This is a genomic window from Paraburkholderia aromaticivorans, assembly GCF_012689525.1.
GTDB classification, from domain to species: Bacteria; Pseudomonadota; Gammaproteobacteria; order Burkholderiales; family Burkholderiaceae; genus Paraburkholderia; species Paraburkholderia aromaticivorans_A.
This window is the reverse complement of the sequence record NZ_CP051515.1, coordinates 2,481,725-2,505,394: the sequence shown is the minus strand read 5'-3', so window position 1 is coordinate 2,505,394 and position 23,670 is coordinate 2,481,725. Positions and strand designations below refer to the sequence as shown.

At 62.7% G+C, this 23,670-nt stretch carries 19 protein-coding genes; 9 read left to right on the top strand and 10 right to left on the bottom strand.

Features of this window, described 5'->3' with window-relative positions; all coding sequences use genetic code 11:
* Nucleotides 1-39: 39 nt before the first annotated feature.
* Nucleotides 40-1,242, bottom strand: a complete 1,203-nt coding sequence (locus tag HF916_RS23035; protein WP_168791102.1) for a cytochrome P450 — start codon at nt 1,240-1,242, stop codon at nt 40-42.
* A gap of 349 nt (nt 1,243-1,591) precedes the next feature.
* Here HF916_RS23035 and HF916_RS23030 point away from each other — a divergent pair, with 349 nt between their 5' ends.
* Together HF916_RS23030 and HF916_RS23025 are read left to right on the top strand one after the other, a co-directional pair.
* Nucleotides 1,592-3,271, top strand: a complete 1,680-nt coding sequence (locus HF916_RS23030) for an AMP-binding protein (protein WP_168791101.1) — start codon at nt 1,592-1,594, stop codon at nt 3,269-3,271.
* Between the two features lie 13 nt (nt 3,272-3,284).
* Nucleotides 3,285-4,169 carry a PaaX family transcriptional regulator gene (locus HF916_RS23025; RefSeq protein WP_168791100.1) on the top strand — a complete coding sequence of 295 codons (885 nt, stop codon included), beginning with the start codon at nt 3,285-3,287 and terminating at the stop codon, nt 4,167-4,169.
* 24 nt (nt 4,170-4,193) lie between these two features.
* On the opposite strand, the gene HF916_RS23020 is transcribed toward HF916_RS23025, so the two are convergent.
* A complete protein-coding gene (locus HF916_RS23020; RefSeq protein WP_168791099.1) occupies nt 4,194-5,501 on the bottom strand; it encodes an MFS transporter in 1,308 nt (435 codons plus the stop codon).
* A gap of 65 nt (nt 5,502-5,566) precedes the next feature.
* The gene (locus HF916_RS23015; RefSeq protein WP_168791098.1) at nt 5,567-6,667 is read right to left on the bottom strand and encodes a porin; all 1,101 of its coding nucleotides are present in this window, start codon (nt 6,665-6,667) and stop codon (nt 5,567-5,569) included.
* 250 nt (nt 6,668-6,917) lie between these two features.
* Here HF916_RS23015 and HF916_RS23010 point away from each other — a divergent pair, with 250 nt between their 5' ends.
* Together HF916_RS23010 and HF916_RS23005 are read left to right on the top strand one after the other, a co-directional pair.
* Entirely contained in the window at nt 6,918-7,304 is a 387-nt protein-coding gene (locus tag HF916_RS23010; protein ID WP_240975474.1) for a PaaI family thioesterase, read from the top strand.
* A gap of 124 nt (nt 7,305-7,428) precedes the next feature.
* Nucleotides 7,429-8,298 (top strand): PaaX family transcriptional regulator, encoded by an 870-nt coding sequence (locus HF916_RS23005; RefSeq protein WP_168791096.1) that lies wholly within the window; start codon nt 7,429-7,431, stop codon nt 8,296-8,298.
* Nucleotides 8,299-8,304: 6 nt separating this feature from the next.
* Here the strand turns inward: HF916_RS23005 and HF916_RS23000 are convergent, their stop codons facing one another.
* Nucleotides 8,305-9,951, bottom strand: a complete 1,647-nt coding sequence (locus HF916_RS23000; protein ID WP_168791095.1) for a class I adenylate-forming enzyme family protein — start codon at nt 9,949-9,951, stop codon at nt 8,305-8,307.
* Between the two features lie 68 nt (nt 9,952-10,019).
* A complete protein-coding gene (locus HF916_RS22995; RefSeq protein WP_168791094.1) occupies nt 10,020-11,252 on the bottom strand; it encodes a CaiB/BaiF CoA transferase family protein in 1,233 nt (410 codons plus the stop codon).
* A 219-nt stretch (nt 11,253-11,471) separates the two neighbouring features.
* Between HF916_RS22995 and HF916_RS22990 the strand changes: the two genes are divergently transcribed.
* The 5 genes from HF916_RS22990 (at nt 11,472) to HF916_RS22970 (ending at nt 18,424) form a co-directional block, all read left to right on the top strand.
* The gene (locus HF916_RS22990) at nt 11,472-12,323 is read left to right on the top strand and encodes an enoyl-CoA hydratase/isomerase family protein (protein ID WP_159001107.1); all 852 of its coding nucleotides are present in this window, start codon (nt 11,472-11,474) and stop codon (nt 12,321-12,323) included.
* A 75-nt stretch (nt 12,324-12,398) separates the two neighbouring features.
* The gene (locus tag HF916_RS22985) at nt 12,399-13,238 is read left to right on the top strand and encodes an enoyl-CoA hydratase-related protein (protein ID WP_168791093.1); all 840 of its coding nucleotides are present in this window, start codon (nt 12,399-12,401) and stop codon (nt 13,236-13,238) included.
* Between the two features lie 87 nt (nt 13,239-13,325).
* Nucleotides 13,326-14,999, top strand: a complete 1,674-nt coding sequence (locus HF916_RS22980; RefSeq protein WP_206001844.1) for an AMP-binding protein — start codon at nt 13,326-13,328, stop codon at nt 14,997-14,999.
* A 72-nt stretch (nt 15,000-15,071) separates the two neighbouring features.
* On the top strand, nt 15,072-16,562 hold the full coding sequence (locus tag HF916_RS22975) for an aldehyde dehydrogenase family protein (RefSeq protein WP_168791092.1): 1,491 nt from the start codon (nt 15,072-15,074) through the stop codon (nt 16,560-16,562).
* A gap of 107 nt (nt 16,563-16,669) precedes the next feature.
* On the top strand, nt 16,670-18,424 hold the full coding sequence (locus HF916_RS22970) for a GMC family oxidoreductase (RefSeq protein WP_168791091.1): 1,755 nt from the start codon (nt 16,670-16,672) through the stop codon (nt 18,422-18,424).
* A 36-nt stretch (nt 18,425-18,460) separates the two neighbouring features.
* Here the strand turns inward: HF916_RS22970 and HF916_RS22965 are convergent, their stop codons facing one another.
* The 5 genes from HF916_RS22965 to HF916_RS22945 form a co-directional block, all read right to left on the bottom strand.
* Complete coding sequence (locus HF916_RS22965; RefSeq protein WP_168791090.1) at nt 18,461-19,162, bottom strand: hypothetical protein; 702 nt, start codon at nt 19,160-19,162, stop codon at nt 18,461-18,463.
* 77 nt (nt 19,163-19,239) lie between these two features.
* Nucleotides 19,240-20,478 (bottom strand): NAD(P)/FAD-dependent oxidoreductase, encoded by a 1,239-nt coding sequence (locus tag HF916_RS22960; protein ID WP_168791089.1) that lies wholly within the window; start codon nt 20,476-20,478, stop codon nt 19,240-19,242.
* 22 nt (nt 20,479-20,500) lie between these two features.
* Complete coding sequence (locus HF916_RS22955) at nt 20,501-21,802, bottom strand: MFS transporter (protein WP_168791088.1); 1,302 nt, start codon at nt 21,800-21,802, stop codon at nt 20,501-20,503.
* Between the two features lie 195 nt (nt 21,803-21,997).
* Nucleotides 21,998-23,188, bottom strand: coding sequence for a thiolase family protein (locus tag HF916_RS22950; RefSeq protein ID WP_168791087.1), 1,191 nt, complete (start codon nt 23,186-23,188; stop codon nt 21,998-22,000).
* A complete protein-coding gene (locus HF916_RS22945; protein ID WP_168791086.1) occupies nt 23,185-23,598 on the bottom strand; it encodes a Zn-ribbon domain-containing OB-fold protein in 414 nt (137 codons plus the stop codon). The genes HF916_RS22950 and HF916_RS22945 overlap by 4 nt, the downstream gene beginning before the upstream one ends.
* Between the last annotated feature and the right edge of the window lie 72 nt (nt 23,599-23,670).

Below are 23,670 nucleotides of genomic sequence, written 5' to 3'. Positions count from 1 at the left end.
GCGGAGAGGAGAGAGACGAGGGGCAGGTATGCCGGCCAGTCATCGATCGACAGCGATCAGAACCTGTTCCGGTCCGCGCGTTTGACCGGCGGTCCATTCGACCGCGTCCGGCGCGGTGAGATGAAAATTCGGCATGACACGCAACCATTCTTCGAGCGCTACGCGCAATTCGAGGCGCGCCACGTTCGAGCCGAGGCAACGATGCTCGCCGGAGGAAAACGTCAGATGCCGGTTGCGTTTGCGATCGAGCTTGACGGTGTCGGGCTCGTCGAACACGGCCGGATCGCGATTCGCGGCGGCGAGCGGCAGGATCACGCGTTCTTGCGCAGCGATGCAGCGGCCGTGGAGTTCGACCGGCTCCGAGGTCAGGCGCGCGATCGAAACCGGCGCATAGGCGCGCAACAGTTCCTCGACCGCGGTCGTGCGCATCATGTCCGGCTGCGCTAACAACTGCGCGCGATCGTCGGGGTGCGATGCGAGATGCCACAGGCTCGCGCCCATCGCGCTCCAGGTCGTGTCCGCGCCGGCCAATACAAGCAGGAACAGGCTGCCCAGCTTGTGCTTGCGGCTGAGCGGTTCGCCGTTCAGCGTGGCTTGGGCGAGATAGCTGATCAGATCGTCACCCGGCGCGCTCGCGCGTTCTTCGAGAAGCTTTTCCAGATACGCCAGCTTTTCCTGCACGACGGCGCTGCGCACTTTCTGGTCGAGCGGGCCAAGCCGCACCAGTCTGACGACCCAATCGACGAAACGGTTCTGCGCGTCGAGCGGGACCTTGAGAATGTGTGAAATCACCGAGAGCGCAAGCGGGCGTGCGAAATCGCCGACCGCATCGCCTTCACCTCGCTCGGCGATGGCCGCGGCGAGCCGGCGTGCTTCGTCGCGCACGAACGGTTCAAGTTCGGCGATCTTCGCGGGCGTGAAGAAAGGCGCGAGCAGATCGCGATGCGCCTTGTGGTCGTCAGGACTCGACGTGAGCGGTGGCAAAAAGAGTTCATGTCCGATCTCCGGAATCGGTCCGGCCACTTCGACGGCGCGTGACGAAAAGCGCGCGCCGTCGTGAGCGATGTCGCGCACGTCGTCATAACGGGTGACGACCCATGAGCCACCCCATTTGTCACTGTGCGCCACGGGGCAGCCGCCTTGCCGCATTGCAGCCCACAGCGCGTCCGGATCGTTGGCGTAGTCGCCCGCGAAGATGTCGTAGCCGTCCTTTACGTTGCTTGCGTTCGTTGCGTCGCTCATGAGTGTCTCCAATGTCGTTCCCTGTCACGTGCAGTTAACACTACATATAACAATCCAAAATGTCAAAGTGTGTAGAACGTTTTGTGTGGCATCCGGATCGGCAAAATGCCTTCCGGCTGTCGTTAGAGATCGCCGGTAACTTGCTGGCAAAGGGCGCTGCGCCGATGCCGCGTTTACACCTATCGAGGTTGCCGCAAGCGATGACTTAGACTTGACTATGTTCTACATAAAAATAAACATAGGAACTCATTAGGTAGATTAAATTCTGTGTGCGGCGCGGTGTTCCTGCAGCCCGTAACAAACATGGCGCGCCACAGCCCGCATTCACTACAATCGATGGAGCGAAGCGATGGGCGTGGAGGTTGGATTGGCCGAGTCATACTGGGCGAAAGACACATCGGCGGAGGTGCTGGACTGCACGCTCGGCGACCTGTTGCGTCAGGCAGCGGCCGAGGTGCCGGAGCGCGTCGCACTCGTTGAAGGAATCGAAGACTACGCAGTGCGGCGGCGCTGGAGTTATCGCGTGTTGCTCGAGGCGGCCGAGCAGGTGGCGCGTGCGCTGCTTGCCCGTTTCGCGTCCGGCGAACGGATTGCGGTGTGGGCGCCGAACTGTCCCGAGTGGATCCTGTTGCAACATGGCGCGGGGCTTGCGGGAATCGTTCTGGTGCCGGTCAACCCGGCTTTTCTCGCCGACGAACTCACGCACGTTCTGAAGACGTCGGAAGTTGCTGGCGTCTTCTACGCACCGCTCTACCGCAATAACGATCTGTCGGCGGTTCTGGCGTCGGTGCGCGCGCGCCTGCCGCATTTGCGCGAAACGGTGTGTCTGAGCGACTGGAAGGACTTCGTCGATTCGGCCAGCGCGAGCACGCCGCTGCCGGCAATCGCCCCCGGCGACATGGTGCAGATTCAGTACACGTCCGGCACCACTGGATTTCCCAAAGGCGCCTGTCTGCATCAACGCGGCATCGTCAACGCATCGCGCTTCGCCGCGTTGCGCGCGGGCTTCGGCGACGGCGGCGTGTGGATCAACGCGATGCCGCTGTTTCACGTGGGTGGCTGCGGCGTATCCGCGGTCGGTGCGCTGGCGCAACGTGGGACCTTCGTGCTGATGCCGGGCTTCGATGCCGCGAAGATGCTGGAAATGATCGAAAGCGAACGGGGTACGGCCACGCTGGTCGTGCCCACAATGCTGGTTGCTATGCTCGATCATCCGGACCGGCCGCGCCGCGATCTGTCGTCGCTCAAGCTGATTCTCTCCGGCGCGTCGGCTGTCCCCGCCACGCTCGTCAGGCGGACAACCACGACGTTCGGCTGCAAGTTTTCGATCCTCTTCGGTCAGACGGAACTGAACGGCGTTATTACGCAAACCGGCGGCGACGACTCGCCGGAGGATCAGGCCGAAACCGTAGGCCGTCCGTTACCGCAGATGGAACTGAAAATTGCCGACCCAATCTCGGGCGAGGTGCTGCCGCTCGATACGTCGGGCGAAATCTGCGCGCGTGGCTATCAGACCATGAAAGGCTATTTCAACGCGGCCGATGCGACCGGCGCCACGCTGCGCGAAGACGGCTGGCTTCATACCGGCGATCTCGGTGCAATGGATGAGCGCGGCTATGTACGCGTCACGGGCCGGCTCAAGGACATGATCATTCGCGGCGGCGAGAATATCTATCCACGTGAGATCGAAGAGGTGCTGTTCGATCATCCCGGCATTGCGCACGTGTGCGTGATAGGTCTGCCCGACGAGCGGTGGGGTGAGGTCGTGGCGGCGGTCATACGGCTCTCGGCTAACGACGGGGCAGCTCCTGATGCGGCGCCTCCCGGCGCGGCATTCGTCGACGGCTTGCATACGTGGTGCCGAAGCCGTCTCGCCGCCTACAAAACACCTGCCGTCTGGTTCTTTATCGACGAATGGCCGCTCACCGCGAGCGGCAAAGTGCGCAGGCACGTGCTGCGCGAGCAGATCCTTGGTGGCGGCCATCGCGGGCTGGTTGCCACGAAGACGCCCGTGCAACCGGTCGGTTGATCAGGCTGGCCTCATGACCGCACGCCTTGCCCTCGCGACAGACGCCTCGACGCGTGCCGCCCCCGCGGATACCGCTGCGCGGCGCATGAATTCCGGTAGCGCTCGCTCGTTACTGCTCACCTTGCTCGGCGAATTCGTTCGACCCGGCGGACACGCGGTCTGGACCGCCACGCTCGTTCACGCGATGGGCGGAATCGGGATCACGGAAAAGTCGGCGCGTCAGGCGATCGCGCGTGCGGGGGCGTCGGGATGGATCGAGGCGCACCGGATCGGCCGGGAGACCTGCTGGTCGCTGACCGGGCGCGGGCGCCGCATCATCGACGAAGGTGCGCAGCGCGTGCAGTCGATGAGCCGCAATGCGCCATGGGACGGCCGCTGGCTGGTCGTCGCGATTTCGCTGCCGGAATCGCATCGGCCCGAGCGCATCAAGCTCTATCGCGCGCTGTCGTGGGCGGGTTTCGGCAATCCGATGCCGGGTATCTGGGTCAATCCGCACACGGAACGCGAAGACGAGACGCATCGCGTGGTCGAGCAACTGGGTCTGTCCGCCTTCACGTGCGCATTCGCTGGGTCCGGATTGCGCTTCGGTTTGACCGACCGGCAACTGGTCGAAAAGTCATGGGACCTGGAGTCGGTCGCGGCACATTATGACTCGCTGCTCGACCAGTTCGGCAAGCTGCGACCGCGCTCCGATGACTCGGTGCTGTTCACGCACGTCAAACTGGTGAACGCGTGGCAGCGCGTGCCGTTCATCGATCCAGGTTTGCCGGCCGCCTTGCTGCCGTCGCGCTGGCGGGGCCGCGAGGTGGCCGCGAAGCTCGAGTCGTTGCGCGAGCATTGGAGCGGCGCGGCGCATGCGCGCTGGGGCGAACTCGCGGGCGCCGCGCCGGTGCTCTGAGCGGCGTCGCGCCGACTCGTCGTGCTAGCGGTTGGTGATCCTGGCCGGCAGCAGGAATGTGAGCAGGCAGCCCAGCATGGCGAGCCCGGCGAATACCACGAGCCCGGCGCTGACGCTATGCGTGGCATCCTTGATCCAGCCGATGAGGAAGGTCGCGAAGAACCCGCCGAGGTTGGCTACCGAGTTGATGAGCGCAATGCCTGCTGCCGCGGCGCGTCCTTTCAGCAGACTGCCGGGAATCGCCCAGAACACAGGAAACGACGCAAAAATGCACGCATTGGCGACGGTGAGAAGTGCGAGCGTGATAAATGTGTTGTCGAGAAAGCGTGCCGCTATGGCGATGCAGACGCCCGCGGTGAACAGCGGAATGATCAGATGCCAGCGCCGCTCGCGATGTTTATCCGAACGTGTCGCGAGCACCAGCATCAACAGGATCGCCGCGAGGCTCGGAATCGCGGTGAGGAGTCCGATCCGCAGACTGCCCTGTACGCCCGACTCACGAATAATGGTCGGCAACCAGAAGCCGATCACATAGATGATCAGCGCCAACGTCATGTTGATCAGAGACAACACCCACACATAGCCGTTACGCAACGCCGGGCCGGCGCCTTCGTGCTTCAGCATCGGCGGATGGCGTGCCAGATCGCCGCGCAGTGCGTCTTTTTCGCTCGCAGTCAGCCAGGTCGCCGCCGCGGCGTCACGCGGCAGCAGAATCAGCACCAGCAGGCCGAGTGCGATCGATGGAATGCCTTCGAGGAAAAACAGCCATTGCCAGCCGGTCCAACCGTGCACGCCGGCGGAGGCGCCCATGATCCAGCCTGACAGCGGGTTGCCGATCAGACTCGCGAGCGGCAGCCCCATCAGAAACAGCCCGACTGCGCGGCCACGCAGGTCCGGCGGATACCACTGCGTCAGATAGAGCAGTACGCCGGGCAGAAAGCCGGCCTCGGCCGCGCCGAGCAGGAAGCGCACGAGATAGAACTGCGTCGGTGTCGTCACGAGCAACGTGCACATGGACAACGCGCCCCACGTGATCATGATGCGGCTGATCCATAGCCGCGCGCCGAAGCGGTGGAGCAGCAGATTGCTCGGCACTTCCAGCGCGACATAGCCGACAAAAAACAGACCCGCGCCGAGCCCGTAGACCGTCTCGCTAAACTGCAGATCGACTGACATCTGTAACTTCGCCAGACCGATGTTGATGCGGTCGAGATACGCGGCGAGATAACAAAGGCACAGAAACGGAATTAGCCGCCAAGTGATCTTCCGGTATAGCGACGCCGTCGTTGCAATGGGCAACGCGATGCCGGGCGCTTCATAAGTCGGTTGCATAGGGATTTCCTTTGAGCTTGCACGAACGGTGGCGGGATAGGAAAAGGGGTTAAGCGCCGCAAGACCTAGAATTTGTGCCGCAAGCCGATGCGTACCGCGAGCTGATTGGTCGTGGAGGAAGCCGGCAGCGAGTACAGGTTGGCCACCTTGGCATCGCCACCCGCATGCTGATAAGAGACCGACGTGTAGACGTCAGTGCGTTTGGAGAGGAAGTAATCCACGGTGCCGCTAACTTGCTGATACTTCGGCTTCATGCCCGAATCCACCAGCTTGACGTTGCTCTGTGCGAGTGCGGTGGTCAGAAACAACGCGGGACTCGCCGCGTAACTGCCGAAGACTTCGAAGTTGTCGACATTCACGGGCGAGGTAGTGACGTCGAAACGCACATGGCTGTAGGTCGCACCGACGGTGAACTTGCCGATCTGGTAGTTACCGGACACGACCGCGATCTGTTGTTTGAGCACAGTGCCGGTCTCGTAGAGCGCCGGGAGCGACGGATAATCCGAGCCGGAAGTCCCGGACACACCCACCGCGCCCGTCGTGTTCCCGGCCGGCTGGCTTAGCGCCTCGTACGCCGCGGCAATTGAAAATGCGCCGTGTTTATAGCTTGCCCCGACGTTCCATACCCGATTGGTCGCGAACGAGCCCGCCTCATTGCCGAATGCGTAAATACCGCCGAACGAAAAACCGCCGTAGCTCGGGCTGATGTATTTGACCGCGTTGCTAAGGCGGAACGTGTGCTGGAGGTTGTCGTTATCCTGAACATGCCCGGAATAGACACCGAGATACGGTACCGAGCTGACCGGGATGACGAAATCCGCGATCAGGTCGTATTGCCGGCCGACCGACACCGTGCCGTACTGATTCGACAGGCCAAGATACGCTTGCCTGCCAAATTCGCGGCCGCCTTGCATGAAAGTGCCATCGAACAGGTTGAAGCCGCTTTCCACCACCGCGACGCTTGTCAATCCACCGCCCAGGTCTTCTGTGACACGCAGTCCCCAGGCGTCGCCCTGCATCACGCTGCTGGCGGTCTGCCAGTTCGATGACCCCTTCTGATTGTTGGTATAGGTGAGGCCCGCGTCGATCAGGCCATAGAGCGTCACAGTCGCGTGCGCGGCGCCTGTGAATACAAGACAGGTCATGCCGAAAGCAATCTTCTTCATCAACGTCTCCAAATGATCAAGATTTTTTTGTTATACGTACGACTAAGGATATTGATCTGGCGTGGCGCTTTGCGTAGCCGCGATTCGTTCATCGCGGAACATGGGTTGTTACGGAGCGCTTCTGATATGCTACATTGTGTGATATCAATTTACATCTCATGTAGCATTTATGCAGCGACGTGTTTACCCTTAAACGCCGATTTCCGGCGCCGGGGGATGCGTTCGTTAATTCATCATGGAGAAGGGACACGTGAAGCTCAATCCGTTCATCGATCTGCTTGGCGCAAGGGTCGAAGTGTGGCGTGACGGCTATGCCGAGATCGTTTTACCGGTCACGCCGAGCCTGCTGAATTCCGGCGGCATTCTGCACGGCGGTGTAACCGCCGCGCTGCTGGACTCGGTGTGTGGTCTCGCGGGTCTGTTCAATCGTGAAGAGGGGAAGCAGCGCGTAGGCTCAACCCTTTCGCTGACGCTGTCGTATCTGGAGAAGGGCGTGGGCACGCATATCGTCGGCAAGGGCTACGTTCAGCGCGAAGGCCGTTCAGTGTTTTTTGCCAACGGCGAGGCGTGGACCGACAGCGGTTTGCTTATCGCGACCGCGCAAGGCGTGTTCAGCCACGCCACGTTTGCGGCATGAAGCAGAGGGCAGCCGCTCAGGTGGGCACGCTTCGCGGCTTGACGTGTCCGTGGCAAACTACCTACCATCGGACGTTTTTAAACAGCACCCTCCATTTTTACGTTCGTCAGATCAGGAACGCGGCATGGCAGATTCGTCTCACAACGCAATTGAATTCGGCGACGAGGCCGATACCGCAGAACGCGTCACGCCGGGCAGCGCGCGGTCGCTTCTGTTGACGCTGCTCGGCGAGTTCGTCGTGCGCGAGGATCGTCCCGTGTGGACGGCTACCTTGCTGCACGCATTAGAAGGGGTTGGCGTGGCCGAGAAAGCGGCTCGCCAGGCGATTGCGCGTGCGGCAACGGCAGGATGGATCGAGAATGCACGTGACGGCCGGCGCGCCAGCTGGTCGCTGACCACGCGCGGCCGCGATCTGATCGCAGCGGGGTCGCTGCGTGTGAAGTCGCTGGCGGGCGAGGCGTGGAACGGTCATTGGCTGGTCCTGCATCTGTCCTTGCCCGAGACGCATCGCACGATGCGCGTCAAAGCCTATCGCGCGCTGAGCTGGTTGGGCTTCGGCAATCCATCGCCCGCGCTGTGGGTCAACCCTCATGTGAACAGACAGGCTGAAACGAAGGCGGTACTCGCGGAGCTGGGTCTGTCGGGGGTGGCATTCGGGTTTGTCGGGAAATCGTTCGATCTCGGCGTGAGCGATGCTGAACTCGCCCAGCGAGCATGGAATCTCGACGCCGTGTCGGAGCACTATCGCGAACTCGCATCGGCCTTCCAGAAGATGCGGCCGCGCTCCGACGACGCGATCCTGTTTGCGCACGTGCAACTGGTCAATCAGTTGCAACGCCTGCCCTATATCGATCCCGGTCTGCCGGACATCCTGTTGCCGGCCGGTTGGCAGGGACGCCAGGACGCCGCGAAACTGGGCACGATTCGGGCGCGCTGGCAGGACGCCGCCCACGCGAGGTGGACGGAGCTAACCGGCACCGCGCCGGCGCGGTAACCGGCTTCAGCAGTCGGGGGTGACACGCGAAGGCTCCGTGAGCTGCGTGTCATGCAGGCTGGCCGTTGCGTCAGCCGCGGGCCATTGTTCGACGAGTTCACGCTTGAGGATCTTGCCTGACGCGTTGGTCGGCAAGGCGTCGTAGCGCAGCCACCAGCGGGACGGAATTTCGAAGCGCCCGAGTGTCGTGCCCGCATGCGCCGCGAGATCGTCCGCGCGTATCGTCGCGCCCGGCCGCAGCACGACGGCGGCCGCCACTTCCTCGCCGAGATCGTCATGCGGCAATGCCACGACGGCGACTTCGAGCACACCCGGATGCGTAGAGAGGCACCTCTCCACGTGAGCCGACGCGATATTCTCGCCGCCGCGAATGATGATGTCTTTCGAACGACCCACGACATAAAGTCGATTCTCTTCGTCGAGACGGCCGAGGTCGCCGGTACGAATCCAACCGTCCTTGTCGGCGATCGGCGCTTCTTCGCCCCAATAGCGGCTGGCCGCCGACGGCGTGCGCGCGCAGATTTCGCCCACGCCGTGCAGATCCGCTTTATCGATCCTGATCTCGACTACCGGCAACGGCCGGCCGACGCAACCAGGCCGCCCTTGCAACTCCGCACCGGATGCCGCAGCCAAAACGCCGCCGGCTTCCGTCAACCCATACAAGCTGTTGACACGTTTCTTGATGAGCGGAAACGCCGCCTGAATTTTCGCGCGCAGTTCAGGCGAGACCGCGGCGCCGCCCATCGGGATCGATTTGACGCTGGAGGTATCGTAGTCGGCGAAATGCTCGAACTCGACCACGCGTGACACCATCGTCGGAATGCCGCCCCACACGCGTACGCGTTCCTGCTGGATCAGACTCAATACCTTTTCGGGTGTGAAGCGCCCTTCCAGAAAGATCAGTGCGCCGCCGGACAGCAGTGTCGAGAAGCTGATCTGAATACCCGACAAATGAAACAGCGGCACGGTCAGCAAGCTGGTCGTACCGGCGTGGTCCGGGCCCAGTTCATCCGGCAGGCGGCCGGTCAGCACCAGCAGATTCTGGATGTTCGCGATCACAGCGCGATGCGACATCACCACGGCCTTGGCGGCGCCTGTCGTGCCCGAACTGAACATGAGAATAGCCGGATCGTCTTCCGCGATATCCGCGTCGGGCAGATGGAACATCGCGTCCGCGCCATGTCCCGCTTGCAACTGATCGAAGGCGAGCCGTGAATAGCCGGCCGGAAAAGTGCGTTCTGCGGGACGGTCGGTGACGATGAGCGCGGGCTTCACCAGGTCCACTGCGTGAGCCGTCTCCGTGTCGCTCCACCAGGCATTGCCAAGTGCGGCGACGGCGCCCAGACGCTGGGTGGCCCAGAACGCGAGCAGCCATTCGACGCTGTTGAAGCCGAGCAGCATCACGCGGTCGCCGGTTCGCACTCCGGCCGCGCGAAGCTGTGTCGCCACCACGCCGACGGCGCGCGCATGTGTCTCGAAGCTGAGGCGCCGTTGTCCTTCGACGAGAAACGGCCGCTCACCCCAGCGCAGGCTATCGGTCAGCAATTCGGCGAGCGAGCGTGGCCGGTTTCGATAGGCGCGGCATGCATGCTGATCGACCGTGATCGATTCGACATCGCGGCCCCAACGTTGGGATTGACCGGCTTCGGTCATGACTTCCGCCATTTTTTACCTCTGTGATTGGATAGAAGGCGCGTCGTGCGCGAGACGCATTGCGTGACTCAGGAATCGGTGCACTGGCGTGCGGCAAGACCCAGCGCGCCGAGGACTTCGTCAGTGTGTTCACCCACGGCGGGCGACCCGGCCACGCGCGAACGTCGCTTGCCGTCGAAACGGATCGGCGCTTCAACCGATTTCACCGATGCCGAGTCGGCGCCGGTGTCCACTTCAATCCATGCGCCCGTGGCGGCGGCCTGCGCGTCGTCGATCAGATCCGCCGGCGTTTGCACCGGCGCCCACCACACTCCGTGTTCGTCGAACACTTCGGCCCAATGCGCGAGCGGATGCGCGGCAAACGCGGCGTCGAGCATGGGAATGAAGTCAGCGCGATGCTTCGCGATCGCCCGGGCGCTGTTGAAGCGCTCGTCGCCCAGCAAATCGCTGCGGCCGATCGCGGCGAGCACCGACGGCAGGTGGCGTTGCGCCTCCACGCCTACCAGGAAGAACCAGCGGCCATCCTGAGTGCGATAGGAGTTGTACAGCGGCGTACGCGACTCGCCGCGCGGATACGGCGGCTTGGGGTTGCCACCCATGGCCTGCACGCCGAGTTCGCCGCACAGCGCCCACATGCCGGTGCGCAATAACGAAGCCTCGACGAATTGGCCCCGGCCGGTGCGCTCGCGCTCCAGCAATGCCGCCAGCGTGCCGGTCGCCGCCGTCATCGCGGTGAAGCTGTCGCCGATGCCTTGCATCAGGGCGAGCGGTGCGCTGTCCTGCTGGGTGATCTCGTGCGAAATGCCGGTGCGCGCGAAAAAAGCCGCCACGTCATAACCTGGGCGGTTCTGGTCGGGACCACCCCAGCCGTATGCGCTGACCGAGCAGTAGACGAGCCGCGGATAGCGCTCGCGAATCGCCTCGGGTGTCAGTTCGAGACGCATCAATGCGTCGGGGCGCAAGTTGGTGAGCAGCACGTCGGCGCTGGCCAGCAAGGCATCGAACGCTTGCATGCCGGCCTCGGATTTGATTTCGAGTGCCACCGACCGTTTGCCGCGATTGGCCGCCAGAAACGCACCATTGGGCGTGTCGCTGCGCGCACCGAGCGATGAGAAGATCGCCCGCATCGGTTCGCCGCCCGGCGGCTCGATCTTGATCACGTCCGCACCCCAATCGGCCAGCAGGCCGCCGGCGAGCGGGCCGGCCATCCAGTGCGCAAATTCGATCACCCGTATGCCAGCCAGCGGCTGTGCGCCTTGATCGTGCGGCGCTGCGTGGGCGCCGTGCGGTGTCTCGCTCATATCTGTTCTCCAGGGTTTTCCAGAAGCATCCCGATCGATGAAGCCTTAAATGGCAATGCGGCGCTTGCGAGGGATCGGGTTGGCCTTGAAAAAATACTACATTCGTTGATACTATTAGTCAAACGATGTAGCATTTATTCGGGCGCTGGCGCAGTGGGCCGGATTGAACGGTCGACGGCCCGGTCCACGCGGTTGGCAATCTTTTGCATGGAGCTATGTATGGAACCAGCGATCCTGGTCGAGAAAGACGGTCCGGTTGCGCGGTTGATCCTCAATCGCCCCGAAAAGCACAACGCGCTGAAGTTCGACGACCTCGACACGCTGGTCGAAGCGCTTCACGAAGCGGAGGCCGACGACGACATCAAAGTCATCATCCTGAAAGGGCGAGGGCAGTCGTTCTGCTCCGGGCACGATTACAACGACGCGGTGCGCTCATACGGGCTCGAAGCGACCGAACCCGGTGTGAAACCGCGCCGGCCGAGTCAGCGTTCGCGCTTGCTGCGCGATCGCAAGCTTGGTGAGAACTACATGGCGTTCCAGTATTCGCTGAAGCCGGTGATTGCGCAGGTGCAGGGGTGGTGCACGGGCGCCGGGCTCTACCTGGTGGAACTGGTGGACCTCGCGATTGCCGCGGACGACGCCCGCTTCAGCCATTCGGAACAACGCCTCGGACTGGCCGGCAATACGTGGCATCTGAATACGCAGATCATGACCTATGGTCCGAAGAAGGCGCGCGAATTACTGCTGCTGGGTGACAACTTCGACGGCCGCGACGCCGAACGACTTGGCCTCGTGAATCAAAGCGTGCCGCAGGAGCAACTTGAAACCACCGTCGAAGACTGGGCCCGCCGCGTCGCGCAGCATCCACGCGACGCGCTCGTCACCGGCAAGGCAATGTTCCAGATGGCGCTCGACAGTCTCGGTGGCTCTCAGCAGTTCTATCGTGGCTATGTGGGCCACACGCTCGGGACCAATCTTCGACTGGAAGAAGATGAATACAACTTTTTGCGCGAGCGGCGCGACAAAGGCACCACTGCCGCCTTTAAAGAACGCAACAAGGTGTTCGACTGATTCGCCGGCGTTGTGCAGACATTAACGGCGCTGTGATTGAGCGCTTGTCGCACGCCCATGAGAGGAGACGAGAGTATGGATCTGCATGTCACGGAAACGAGCAAGGAAGACGGCGTGGCGATCGTGCGCCTGAGCCGCCCGGGTCGCGGCAATTCCTGGACCAAACGCATGAACGAGGAATATCGCTGGCTGATGGCGAGTCACGACGCGGATCCAGAGGTGCGGGTCATCGTCGTGACCGGCGCGGGGCGGCAGTTTTGCGTCGGCGCCGATTTCAAGGCGCTCGATCACTATGTCGACGCAAAACAGGATTATGTGGAAAGCACCAATGCACAGGTGTTGCCACAACCGGGACATGGCGTGCGTGAGGAATTCGATCACGAGATGGTCTGGCACTGGGGTCTGCAAAAGCCCGTGATTGCGGCGATCAACGGCGCCTGCGCGGGTATTGCCGTGGCGCTCGCGTCGTTCTGTGACCTGCGCTACGCGGTGAGCGGCGCCAAGCTCACCACCTCGACGCCGCGCCTGGGCCTGCCGGCCGAATACGGGCTGGCGTGGATTCTGCCGCGCATCGTCGGCCTGACGCATGCCATGGATATTCTGATTTCCGGCCGTGTGCTCGTTGCCGAGGAAGCGGACCGTATGGGCTGGTTGAACGGCGTGTTCGAAGCGGAAACATTCGAATCGCGGATCATGCAGATCGCCAAAGACCTTGCGAAGACCACCTCGCCGATCGCGGTCAAAACCGCTAAGCGGCAGGTCTATGCCGAGTTGCTGAGCGCCAACGTGGGCGCTGCCGTCGAAGATTCGAAGCGGCTGATCGGCGAATTGATGAAGGCCCCCGACTATCTGGAAGGCGTCAAGTCGATGCAGGAAAAACGCGCGCCGGCGTTCGCGGCACTGTCGGCGCCGTGAACCGCGCAATCGGCTGTACGCTGAAAGGGGACACACGAGGTGCGGGCCGCCAGTCTGCATCGCCGTCGGGCAAGAGGGAGAAACGGGATGCAAGCTGAGTTGAAACTTGAAGAATCGTATTGGCCAGCGGATCGTGCGCCGGATTTGTGGGAAACCACACTGGGCGACGTGTTGCGCGACGCCGCACGGAAGGTGCCCGATCGCACTGCGTTCGTGGAGGGCAACGCGGCCACGAAGGCCACTCGACGCTGGACCTATCGCGAACTGTTGAGTGCTGCCGAGCGCGTGGCGTTTGCTTTGTTGAAGCGCTTCGCTCCCGGCGATAGGGTCGCGGTGTGGTCGCCCAATTCCGCCGAATGGATTCTGTTGCAGCATGGCGCGAGTCTCGCCGGTCTGGTGCTCGTGACGGTCAATCCCGCCTATCTCGCCGATGAAGTCCGTCACGTATTGCGTAGTGCGAGAGCGGCAGGAATATTTTTCACCGCGGCCTACCGCAATACCGATCAGCGGGCGATTGTCGACGCGATTGCGCCGAGCTTGCCGCATCTGCGCGAGATGATCTGCTTCGACGACTGGGCGCAATTCTGCGAGGACGGCGACACGCCGGTTGAATTGCCGCGCGTGCAGCCCACCGATATGGTGCAGATTCAGTTCACGTCCGGGACCACTGGTTTTCCGAAGGGGGCGTGTCTACACCATCGCGGCCTGGTCAACGCATCACGCTTCGCGTCGTTACGCGCGAACTTTCCCGAAGGCGGTGTGTGGGTCAGCGCGATGCCGCTCTTTCACGTCGGCGGGTGCGCGGGGAGTCAGTTAGGCGCGTTCACGCGGCTGGGCACCTTCGTGATGCTCACACAGTTCGACGCTGCGTTCATGCTCGAACTGATCGCCGCGGAGCGGGGCAATCACATTCATGCGGTGCCTACCATGGTGATCGCGTTGATGGAGCATCCGAGCCGGCCGCGACTGGATCTAACGAGTCTGAAGGTGATCATGAGCGGCGGCACACCTGTGCCGGCGCCGCTGGTGGTCAAGGTCATGCAGACCTTCGATTGCCGCTTCACCATCACCTTCGGGCAAACGGAACTGAACGGCGTCATCTGCCAGACCTTTCCGGACGACACACCCGAGCGCCAGGCCGAAACCATCGGACGTCCCGCGCCGCAGATGGAAGTGAAGGTCGCCGACCCGCAAACCGGCGCGACTCTGCCGCTCGGCCAGACGGGCGAAATCTGGGCACGCGGCTATCAATCCATGCTCGGCTATTTCGACATGCATGAAGCGTCGAGAAGCACGCTGCGCGAGGACGGCTGGCTGCGTACTGGCGACCAGGCACGAATGGACGAGCACGGCTATCTGCGCATCACCGGTCGGCTGAAAGATTCGATCATCCGCGGCGGCGAGAACATCTATCCGAAAGAGATCGAGGACGTGCTGTGGACCCACGAGGCCGTCGCACAGGTCGCGGTGGTCGGCGCGCCGGATTCGAAGTGGGGCGAAATCGTGGTTGCCGTGGTGCGCTTCAAAGCCGACATACCAAAGCCGACCGCCGACGATCTGCACGCGTTTTGCCGCGCACGGCTCGCGGCGTACAAGACCCCGGCGTTGTGGTTCTTTGTCGACGAATTTCCCGCGACGTCGTCGGGGAAGATCCAGAAATACAGGTTGCGCGAACAGATCGCGGCAGGTGAGTTGGTGAGCGAACCACGCGTCGCCTCGCAAACCGCAGTGCCGTCTGTAGCGAAGGCGTCGATCGAATAGAGACGTACCGCCGCTTGCAAAAGCTCGCGATATAAAACGGAGCGGTCAGGCCGCCGCTCACAGGAGACAGGCATGATGTCATTCAACGACGCGCTGCGCGAAAAGCAGACTTTCCTACGCGAAGGCGAGAAACGACTATTGATCGACGGTCAGCATGTGAGCGCGGCCTCGGGGCAGACGTTCACGTCGATCAACCCGGCTACGGGGCGCGTGATCGCGACGGTGTCCGATGGTGACGCGGTCGATATCGATCGCGCTGTCGCTTCGGCGCGCAAGGCTTTCGAAGGGCCGTGGAGCCGGTTCAAGCCGGCTGAGCGCCAGGCGCTGCTGCTGCGTCTCGCGGATGTCCTCGACGAACACTACGAAGAACTGGCGTCGCTGGATACGCTCGATATGGGCGCGCCTTTGCTGCGCACGCGCGCTTCGCGCGATCGCGCTGTCGGTCTGATCCGCTATTACGCGGGTCTTGCGATGAGCATTCACGGCGAGACGATTCCGAATTCGGTCCCTGGCAATATCTTTTCGTACACGGTGAAGGAGCCGCTCGGTGTGGTCGGCGCAATTACGCCCTGGAATGGACCGCTGACCCTGGCGTTGTGGAAGATCGGTCCGGCGTTGGCCACCGGCTGCACGGTGGTGCTGAAACCGGCTGAACAGTCGCCGCTGTCGTCGTTGCGGCTAGGGGAACTATGCCTCGAAGCAGGCTTGCCGCCGGGCGTGCTGAACGTGGTCACCGGACGCGGCGGCGCGGGCGCGGCACTGGCCGCGCACCATGACGTCGACAAGATCGCCTTCACCGGCTCTACCCACGTCGGGCAGAAGATCATCGAGGCGTCAGCCGGCAACATCAAGCGCCTGTCGCTGGAATTAGGCGGCAAATCGCCGCACATCATTTTCGCTGACGCCGATCTCGACGCCGCGGTGCCGGCTGCCGCGATGGCGGTATTCGCCAACTCCGGGCAGATCTGTAGCGCCGGCACGCGGCTCTTCGTGCAGGAGTCGGTATACGACGAGTTTGTCGAAAAGGTTGCGGCGTTCGGCAACGCATTGCGCGTCGGCGATCCCGCCGACCCCGACATGCAGCTCGGGCCGCTCGTCTCCGAGCAACAACTGACGCGCGTCGCCGGCTATCTGCGCGCCGGCCAGGATGAGGGCGCGACGCTGCTCGGTGGAGGCCTGCCGGCTGGTCAGTCCGAATTGAACAACGGATTTTTCGTGCGACCCACGGTATTCGCCAACGTGCGCGACGACATGCGTATCGCGAGAGAGGAGATCTTCGGGCCGGTGATTTCCGCACTGCGGTTCAGCGACGCGGCCGATGTGATCGCGCGTGCCAACACCTCGGACTTCGGCCTCGGCGGCGGCGTGTGGACCCGCAGCCTCGCCACGGCGCAGCAGGTGACGCGTGGCTTGCGCACCGGTTCCGTGTGGGTCAATTGCTACCAGGCGATGGATCCAGCGGTGCCGTTCGGCGGCTACAAGATGAGCGGTTACGGCCGCGAGTCTGGACGCGAACACGTCGAGGAGTTCCTCAATACGAAGGCGGTGTGGATCAATGCATAGCCATGGATGCCATTGGCTCACGCACATGTCCCGACCAGCCCACCGCTCGAACCCGAAGTGCGCGATATCCGCAGCGTTAGTGCGCGCGCATGTGAAAGGAGTGCCCCATGCCTGCAACGTCTCCTTCTGAGCATTTCGATTACATCATCGTCGGCGGCGGATCAGCCGGCTGCGTGCTGGCGAGCCGCCTGTCAGCGAAGCCCGCCAACCGCGTGCTTCTCTGCGAGGCGGGCGCCGACATTTCACTCGACAACGTGCCACCCGCGATCCTCGACAGCTATCCGGGCACCGCTTATCTGAATCCGGACTACATCTGGCCGGAGTTGCAGGCGTCGACCGTGCGGATCAACGGCGTGGCGGGCCGCGCACGCAAGTATGAACAGGCGCGCATCCTCGGTGGTGGTTCGTCGATCAACGGCCAGTTCTTCAACCGTGGTGCGCCGTCCGATTACGACGCCTGGGAGACACACGGCGCGCGTGGCTGGAATTGGGATTCCGTGCTGCCATTCTTCAAGCGGATGGAAACGGATATTGACTTTCATGATGCGCTGCACGGCACCAATGGGCCGATACGTGTGCGGCGCATTTTCCCCGAGCAATGGTCCGGCCATGCGCGAGCTGTCGCCGCGGCGCTCGAGGCGCAAGGTTATGACTATTTGCCGGATCAGAACGGCGACTTCCGCGATGGCTATTTCCCGATTGCGATTTCCAATTTCAACGAGCAGCGCGTGTCGGTCGCGACGGCTTACCTCGACGCGGCAACGCGCAGTCGGCCGAATCTCACGATCAGAACCGGCACCGAAGTCGCGAGCCTGAGTTTCGATGGCACGCGTTGCACGGGCGTTGTGATTCAGGAAGGCGATAAGAGCAAACGCGTGAGCGGCGGCGAGATCATCGTATCGTCGGGCGCGATTGGCTCGCCGGCGTTGCTGCTGCGCTCCGGAATCGGGCCGGTCGCGCATCTGCGCGATCTCGGCATCGACGTTGTCGCCGGACTGCCGGGCGTCGGGCAGAACCTGATGGAACATCCGTCGATCGCACTGGCGTCGTTCATCGACGACGGCGCGCGCATCAACGACGTGACGCGCCACCATATCCGTGTCGGAGCCCGCTATTCGTCGAAGATCGGCGGCGCGCCGCAAGGCGATATGCTGATCCTCGGCGTAACAAAAACGTCGTGGCATGCGGTGGGTCGCCGCATCGGCACCTTGCTTAACTACGTCAACAACCCGTTCTCGAAGCGAGGCGAGGTTACGCTGCAGTCGAGCGACTGGCGTGTTCGACCCAACGTCGCACTGAACCTGCTGGACGACGAACGCGATCTGGACCGGCTCGTCGACGGTTTCCAACGCATGGCCTTGTTGCAGGCGAGTGCCAGCATGCAGGCCGTGACGAAAGATCCTTTTCCCGCCAGTTACAGTGAGAAGGTGCGGCAGGTAGCGATGCTGAGCGCGAAGAACAAGTTCATTACTGATGTACTGGCAAAACTGCTCGACGGCCCGGCACCTTTGCGCAGCTTCCTGATGCGGCGTGTGGTGGCCGGCGGTCCGACGCTGGAAGAATTGCTCGGGGACGATAAGGCATTGCGCGCGTTCATCCGCGGTGCGTGTGTCGGCGTATGGCATGCGTCGTGTACCTGCCGTATGGGTGCCGCCGACGACCCCCTTGCGGTGACGGATGAGTTTGCGCGGGTGCGTGGTGTGCAGGGATTGCGGGTCGTGGACGCGTCCATTTTTCCGGTCGTTCCGGGTGCCAACACGAACGCGCCGACACTTATGGTCGCGGAGAAGATCGCCGACGGATTGTTGTCGGTGCAGCCGGATGGTGGAACGATCGCGGATAGAACGATGTCGCCGGCGTGATGCCTGTGCCTGGAACTGGGCTTATCCAACCGACGCTCAGTTGCCTGATCCGCAACCCCGGGCGCCGACGATCTTCAGCGTATAAACCGTCGACACGCCCAACTGCTGCGGCGCGATCGGCTCGACTAGCCAGGAAGGCAATTGATTCAGGTCCAGTTCGCTTGGACCGAGTTCAACCGTAACGTCCGCCAGTGTGATGACAAGCGTCGGCAACGCCGCATGGTTGAACACGACGAAGAATGGATCGTTATCCGTCACGCTGCCGCTAGCCGTGGTTTCCTTCTTCGACGTGACCATGCGCTTGACTTTATCAGCCTCGACGATCCAGGCGTGCGCACGGCCTCGGGTCCGAACCGCCAGTTGCAGCGTGCCGGCGTCGATCTGCTGAAGCGCGACGGAGGGCACGCGCGCTGGATCTATCGAGTCGGCGGTTTGCAGTGAAGGGTGCGCGAGTTCATCGCCGGCGGGATCTTCGATTCTGTATAGATGGCTATCGACCTGTTCGCGCCGGCACGACGGATAACAGCTTGCCTGCGGCACGTCGATGCGCGTGACCAGATGCCCATCGGGGACAAGCGTGGTTCGATCGACAAACTCGATCACTTCGTAGTGGCCCGCTTCGGCGGCGCCGCAACGGATGTGTTGATCCGACGCCGCGCCACCGGCCAGGGGTGCGCCGGCATGCGCGAGCGCGATAGGCAAACACAAAGCTGCGAGGGCGCATGTGAATGCTCTCATCGACGCTCCGGCACGTGAAGTTGACCCGCCATGTCGTTGCACGCCCGCAACCTCATGCCAATCAGCTTCAGATCGGTTCAGACCAGCTCGCGTGTGGCGGCTTCGAATTCCTTCAGATCGAAACCCGGCGCCGCCGCTTGCGCGATGGTCGGCAAGGCGGCGCGGGCCAGCAATTTGCGCGATGCCATATGGTCGCCGGGCCGGTTACACGATTCCACGGCGACCAACTGGCCGGCGTGGAAGCACAACACGCTCAATTGGCGACTCTCGCTCGATCCGAGCAAGACCGTTTCGTCATGACCATCGGAGAGCCCCGCGATCTGCAGTTTCAGGTCGCCCTGGTCGCTCCAGAACCACGGCAAGGCGGTGTATGCGACCGGCTTGCCCATGAGACGCGCCGCGACATTGCGCGCCTGGTCGACGGCATTCTGCACGGACTCCAGCCGGATCGGCGCAGCGCTCCAGGCCGACGGAAAGTTGACGGCGTCGCCGATGGCTGAAATTGACGGGTCGCTCGTCAGCAACTGCGCGTCGACGCAGATACCGTTCTGCACGGCGAGGCCCGCATCGGCAGCGAGATCGGTGTTGGGAAGCACGCCGATCCCATACACGACCAGTTGCGCGGGCAACCGACGACCGTCGCCCGTTTCCACACCCGCCACCCGACCGTTTTCGCCGACCAGTCGCGCAACGGTTTGTCCAAAGTCGAACTTCACGCCCCAGCCGGTGTGCGCAGCGCTAAACAGCGTAGACATAGGCCTGGAGAGGGCGCGTGCCATCGGCCGGGTGCCGAGTTCGACAACGTGGACCGATAACCCTTTGGCCGCCGCAACCGCCGCGAATTCCAGGCCGATGAAACCGGCGCCAACTACGACCACGTCGCGCGCGGCCGCTACGCATGGCGCGAGCGCGTCAGCATGCTCCAGCGTGCGGATGCCGAACACGCCGTCGAGTTCGATTCCTTCGATGGGTGGCACGCGGTTGCGCGCGCCGGTGGCGAGCACCAGATGGTCATACGGCACATGCTCACCACTCGCGAGTTCCACACGCTTTGCTTCGCGATCGATCTGAGTGACGCACGCTTCAACCCGCTCGACGCGCTGCTGCTCAAACCATTCGTGCGTGCGAAAGCGCAGCGCAGTCGTGCCAATCTTGCCGAGCAGGTAGGCCTTCGACAGCGGTGGACGTTGATACGGCACACCGGGCTCGTCGCCGATCAGCGTGATGCGGCCTTCGAAACCTTCCTGCCGCAGCGAGGCCGCGGTCTGATATCCGGCCTGGCCGGCACCGACGATGACAACGTTATTCAATGACATGAGAGGACCTGGAGTGCGGAAGTCAGGCAAGATTCAGCGAATCGAATTTCGGGTAACGACCGAGTGGCAGCAGCGTGATGGCGCCGAGCAGAAAGGCGCCGCCGCAGATCGTCAGCATCGTCGTGTATGAACCGGTCACCGTGTAGATCCGGCCGAAGAGCCACGGCGCCAACGCCGACGCGATGGTAATCAGCGCGACGTGCACGCCGAACAAACGTCCGTAATCGCGCATGCCGAAGTAACGCGCCATCAGATAGGCGGCAATGTCGAACTCGGCGCCGGCACCTAGCCCGATCAACAACGTGGCAAGCGCAAGCGTGGCGGCGTGATCGGCGCCGGTGGTGGACAACAGCAGACAGCCCAGGGCGGGCATGGCCAGCGCGACGGCAGCGACGGCGGGCGCCCACAAACGGTCGATCAGATAGCCGACCAGCAACCGGCCACCAATCAGCGAGAGCCCGAAGCTGCCGAATATATGACTGGCTTCGACCGCCGAGAGCCCCTTGTCGCGCAAGAGCGGCACGGTGTTGCTGACCATCGAGACGGTTGCGGCCACCACGAGCGAAAGAGCGATGTTAAGCGTCCAGAAACGCGCCGAACCAATCGCGTCCCGGAATGCGAGGCCCGTGTGCGCCCGCACGGGTGGCGTTGCGCGATGGCCTGAGGTACGTTCGCTACGGCCTTCGTGTGCGTCTTGCCCGGTCGGCGTGTGCAGCCACATCAGCACGAGCGGCAACACCAGAACCAGGGGTAATGCGGCCAGTAACAGAAACGCGGCTTGCCAGTTCCAACGGCTGATCACCCACGTCACCGCCGAAGGGATCAGAATCGCCGAGAGGCCGGTGCCCGACAACATCACCGCCAACGCCAGGCCGCGATTACGCTCGAACCATAGATTGACGAGATGTGTCCACGTAATGTGCATCGTGCCCATGCCGGCGATCGGCAGCAGCGTGCACATCAGATAGAGCCAGCCGATCGAGTGGCCCATCACCTGCATCAGCGACATCGACGCGTAGACCACGGCGAGTCCGATCAACGAGGCGATCGTCACATGCCGCATTCCATAGCGTTCATTGAGCCAACCGACGATTTGCGCGCCGATCACCGCACCACCGAACAAAAAGCTGATCGCCGGCTGCAGTTCACCGCGGCTCCAGCCGAACGCATGTTGCAGCGGAATCACCAGCGATCCGAACGCATACAGCAGCGAAGCGTTGGCGGCCACGCCGAGCCCGAGCATCGCCATCAGCACGGGGCGCCAGCCGGCGCGGAATTCGGTGAGGTCGATGGCGGCGGATTGAGACGAGTCAGAGAGGGACATCGGCGGTTCCTTTACGGATCGGCAGGCGGCAACTGTGCGCGCAAAACGCATGTTGGAAGCTGTCTGTCGCATGGGTGATATCGCAAACAAAAAAGAAATTTTACTGATAGATTGTTTCGGATAACTCGGTAAAGACTGTCGGGTAGCGCTCGGTCGGCTGAGTTATTCGCCGTTCCGGTCCTAAGCTGAACCGCATCATTGCTTGACCAGCAACACGCCGGCGCCGAGTGGCCCACCGCCTGCTGCTGCGATCGCCACCTCGTGCGGCGCGACCTGGCGGTCGCCGGCGCGGCCCCAGAGCTGCGCGCAGGCTTCGTGCACATAGCCGAGACCGTGCGTGCGTCCACCGGACAACTGGCCGCCGTTGGTGTTCAACGGCAACTGGCCGTCGCGCGCAATCCGCCGGCCGCCTTCGATAAACGCGCCGCTCTCGCCGCGCGGGCAGAGGCCGAGGCCTTCCATCCACAGCATCGTCAGGATCGAAAAGCCGTCGTAGAGTTGCGCGTTGCCGACGTCTTTCGGTTTGAGATCAGTGCGCGACCACAGCATGCGCCCGACGTCGAAGCAGGCGATCTCGGTCAACGAAATCTGATCCCACGACCACGGCTGGTGCAGCGCAGAGCCGATCGCTTCGAGCCGGATCGGCGCGTTGGGCCCATGGCGCGCAAGGTCGGCGCGGGACAGCACGATGGCTGTCGATGCGTCGCAATGCACGTCGCAATCGAACATACGCAGCGGCGTGGAGATCATGCGCGACGCGAGGTAGTCGTCCATCGTCATGGCACTGCGAAACACCGCCTTCGGATTGAGCGCGGCGTTGGCGCGACACGTCAGCGGAATCTGTGCAAGTTGCTCGGGCGTCGTGCCGTACTCGTGAAAATGGCGTTGCGCGTACAGCGCCATCAGGTTGATGCCGGAGACGACATTGAATGGCGTATACCACTGCCAGAAATAGCTGCTGTCGCGGCCCACCGTCTTGTTGGTGAGGGCGCTCGCGGTTTTACTCTTGAGGCGCGCGCTCGCCTCGGTAATGGTGCGAAACACCAGTACGTGCTTGCACAAACCGGCTGCGATCGCCATCGCGCCGTTCACCAGACCCGTCAGCGGCCCCGGCCCTTCGTAGCCCGCGCCGTACCAGTTCACCTTCAGGCCGAGCACATTCATCAACGCATTCGGCCCAACCGGCGAGAACGGATTGCCGTTGTCGTTGTCGCCGGGCCAGCACGAAATTCCGTCGATGTCCTCGCGAGTCAGGCCCGCGTCGGCGATCGCTTCGAGCGCCGCATCGACGCTCAACTGCATGGGGCTGCGATTCGATGGGCGACCCACTTCCGACTGACCGATACCGCTAATCGCGACGTTCTTCTCGAACAGATCCTCGCTCATGCCGCGCTCCGTTCGGGATCGGCTTCGAAGAGCGGCAGCCACACATCCTCATGCTGTTCAAATTTCACACGCACGGGCATGCCGATATGCACGTCGCTGACCTCGCCACCAACGATATTCGTCACGAAACGCAGGCCTTCGCGCTCCGCGAGTTCGACGATCGCGACGACATACGGGACTGGAAGATCCGGCAGCCACGCCTGATGATTGACCGTGAAACTGACCACCTTGCCGCGCCCCGAGACCGGCTTTGCGCCGACGTCCCGCGACATGCAGCGCGGACAGATCGGCGCCGGCGGGTGAAACAGACGGCGGCATGCATCGCAGTGGTAGACGTTGAGCAGGCCGTGCTCACCGCCTTGCCAGAACGGCGCGGTTTCAGCAGTCAGAAGAGGAAGTTTTCTCGGCATGGATGCGCTTGATTTCGTATTGCCTGGCAGTTGACCGTGTGTTGATGTCACCATAATATATGAACAGAAATG

Coding starts and splice junctions, on each gene's coding strand:
- HF916_RS22965 (WP_168791090.1), bottom strand. CDS start 19,162: ATGAGAGCATTCACATGCGCCCTCGCAGCTTTGTGTTTGCCTATCGCG.
- HF916_RS23000 (WP_168791095.1), bottom strand. CDS start 9,951: ATGACCGAAGCCGGTCAATCCCAACGTTGGGGCCGCGATGTCGAATCG.
- HF916_RS22960 (WP_168791089.1), bottom strand. CDS start 20,478: ATGTCATTGAATAACGTTGTCATCGTCGGTGCCGGCCAGGCCGGATAT.
- HF916_RS22980 (WP_206001844.1), top strand. CDS start 13,326: ATGCAAGCTGAGTTGAAACTTGAAGAATCGTATTGGCCAGCGGATCGT.
- HF916_RS23030 (WP_168791101.1), top strand. CDS start 1,592: ATGGGCGTGGAGGTTGGATTGGCCGAGTCATACTGGGCGAAAGACACA.
- HF916_RS23025 (WP_168791100.1), top strand. CDS start 3,285: ATGACCGCACGCCTTGCCCTCGCGACAGACGCCTCGACGCGTGCCGCC.
- HF916_RS23035 (WP_168791102.1), bottom strand. CDS start 1,242: ATGAGCGACGCAACGAACGCAAGCAACGTAAAGGACGGCTACGACATC.
- HF916_RS23015 (WP_168791098.1), bottom strand. CDS start 6,667: ATGAAGAAGATTGCTTTCGGCATGACCTGTCTTGTATTCACAGGCGCC.
- HF916_RS22990 (WP_159001107.1), top strand. CDS start 11,472: ATGGAACCAGCGATCCTGGTCGAGAAAGACGGTCCGGTTGCGCGGTTG.
- HF916_RS23020 (WP_168791099.1), bottom strand. CDS start 5,501: ATGCAACCGACTTATGAAGCGCCCGGCATCGCGTTGCCCATTGCAACG.
- HF916_RS22985 (WP_168791093.1), top strand. CDS start 12,399: ATGGATCTGCATGTCACGGAAACGAGCAAGGAAGACGGCGTGGCGATC.
- HF916_RS22970 (WP_168791091.1), top strand. CDS start 16,670: ATGCCTGCAACGTCTCCTTCTGAGCATTTCGATTACATCATCGTCGGC.
- HF916_RS22945 (WP_168791086.1), bottom strand. CDS start 23,598: ATGCCGAGAAAACTTCCTCTTCTGACTGCTGAAACCGCGCCGTTCTGG.
- HF916_RS23005 (WP_168791096.1), top strand. CDS start 7,429: ATGGCAGATTCGTCTCACAACGCAATTGAATTCGGCGACGAGGCCGAT.
- HF916_RS22975 (WP_168791092.1), top strand. CDS start 15,072: ATGATGTCATTCAACGACGCGCTGCGCGAAAAGCAGACTTTCCTACGC.
- HF916_RS22950 (WP_168791087.1), bottom strand. CDS start 23,188: ATGAGCGAGGATCTGTTCGAGAAGAACGTCGCGATTAGCGGTATCGGT.
- HF916_RS22955 (WP_168791088.1), bottom strand. CDS start 21,802: ATGTCCCTCTCTGACTCGTCTCAATCCGCCGCCATCGACCTCACCGAA.
- HF916_RS22995 (WP_168791094.1), bottom strand. CDS start 11,252: ATGAGCGAGACACCGCACGGCGCCCACGCAGCGCCGCACGATCAAGGC.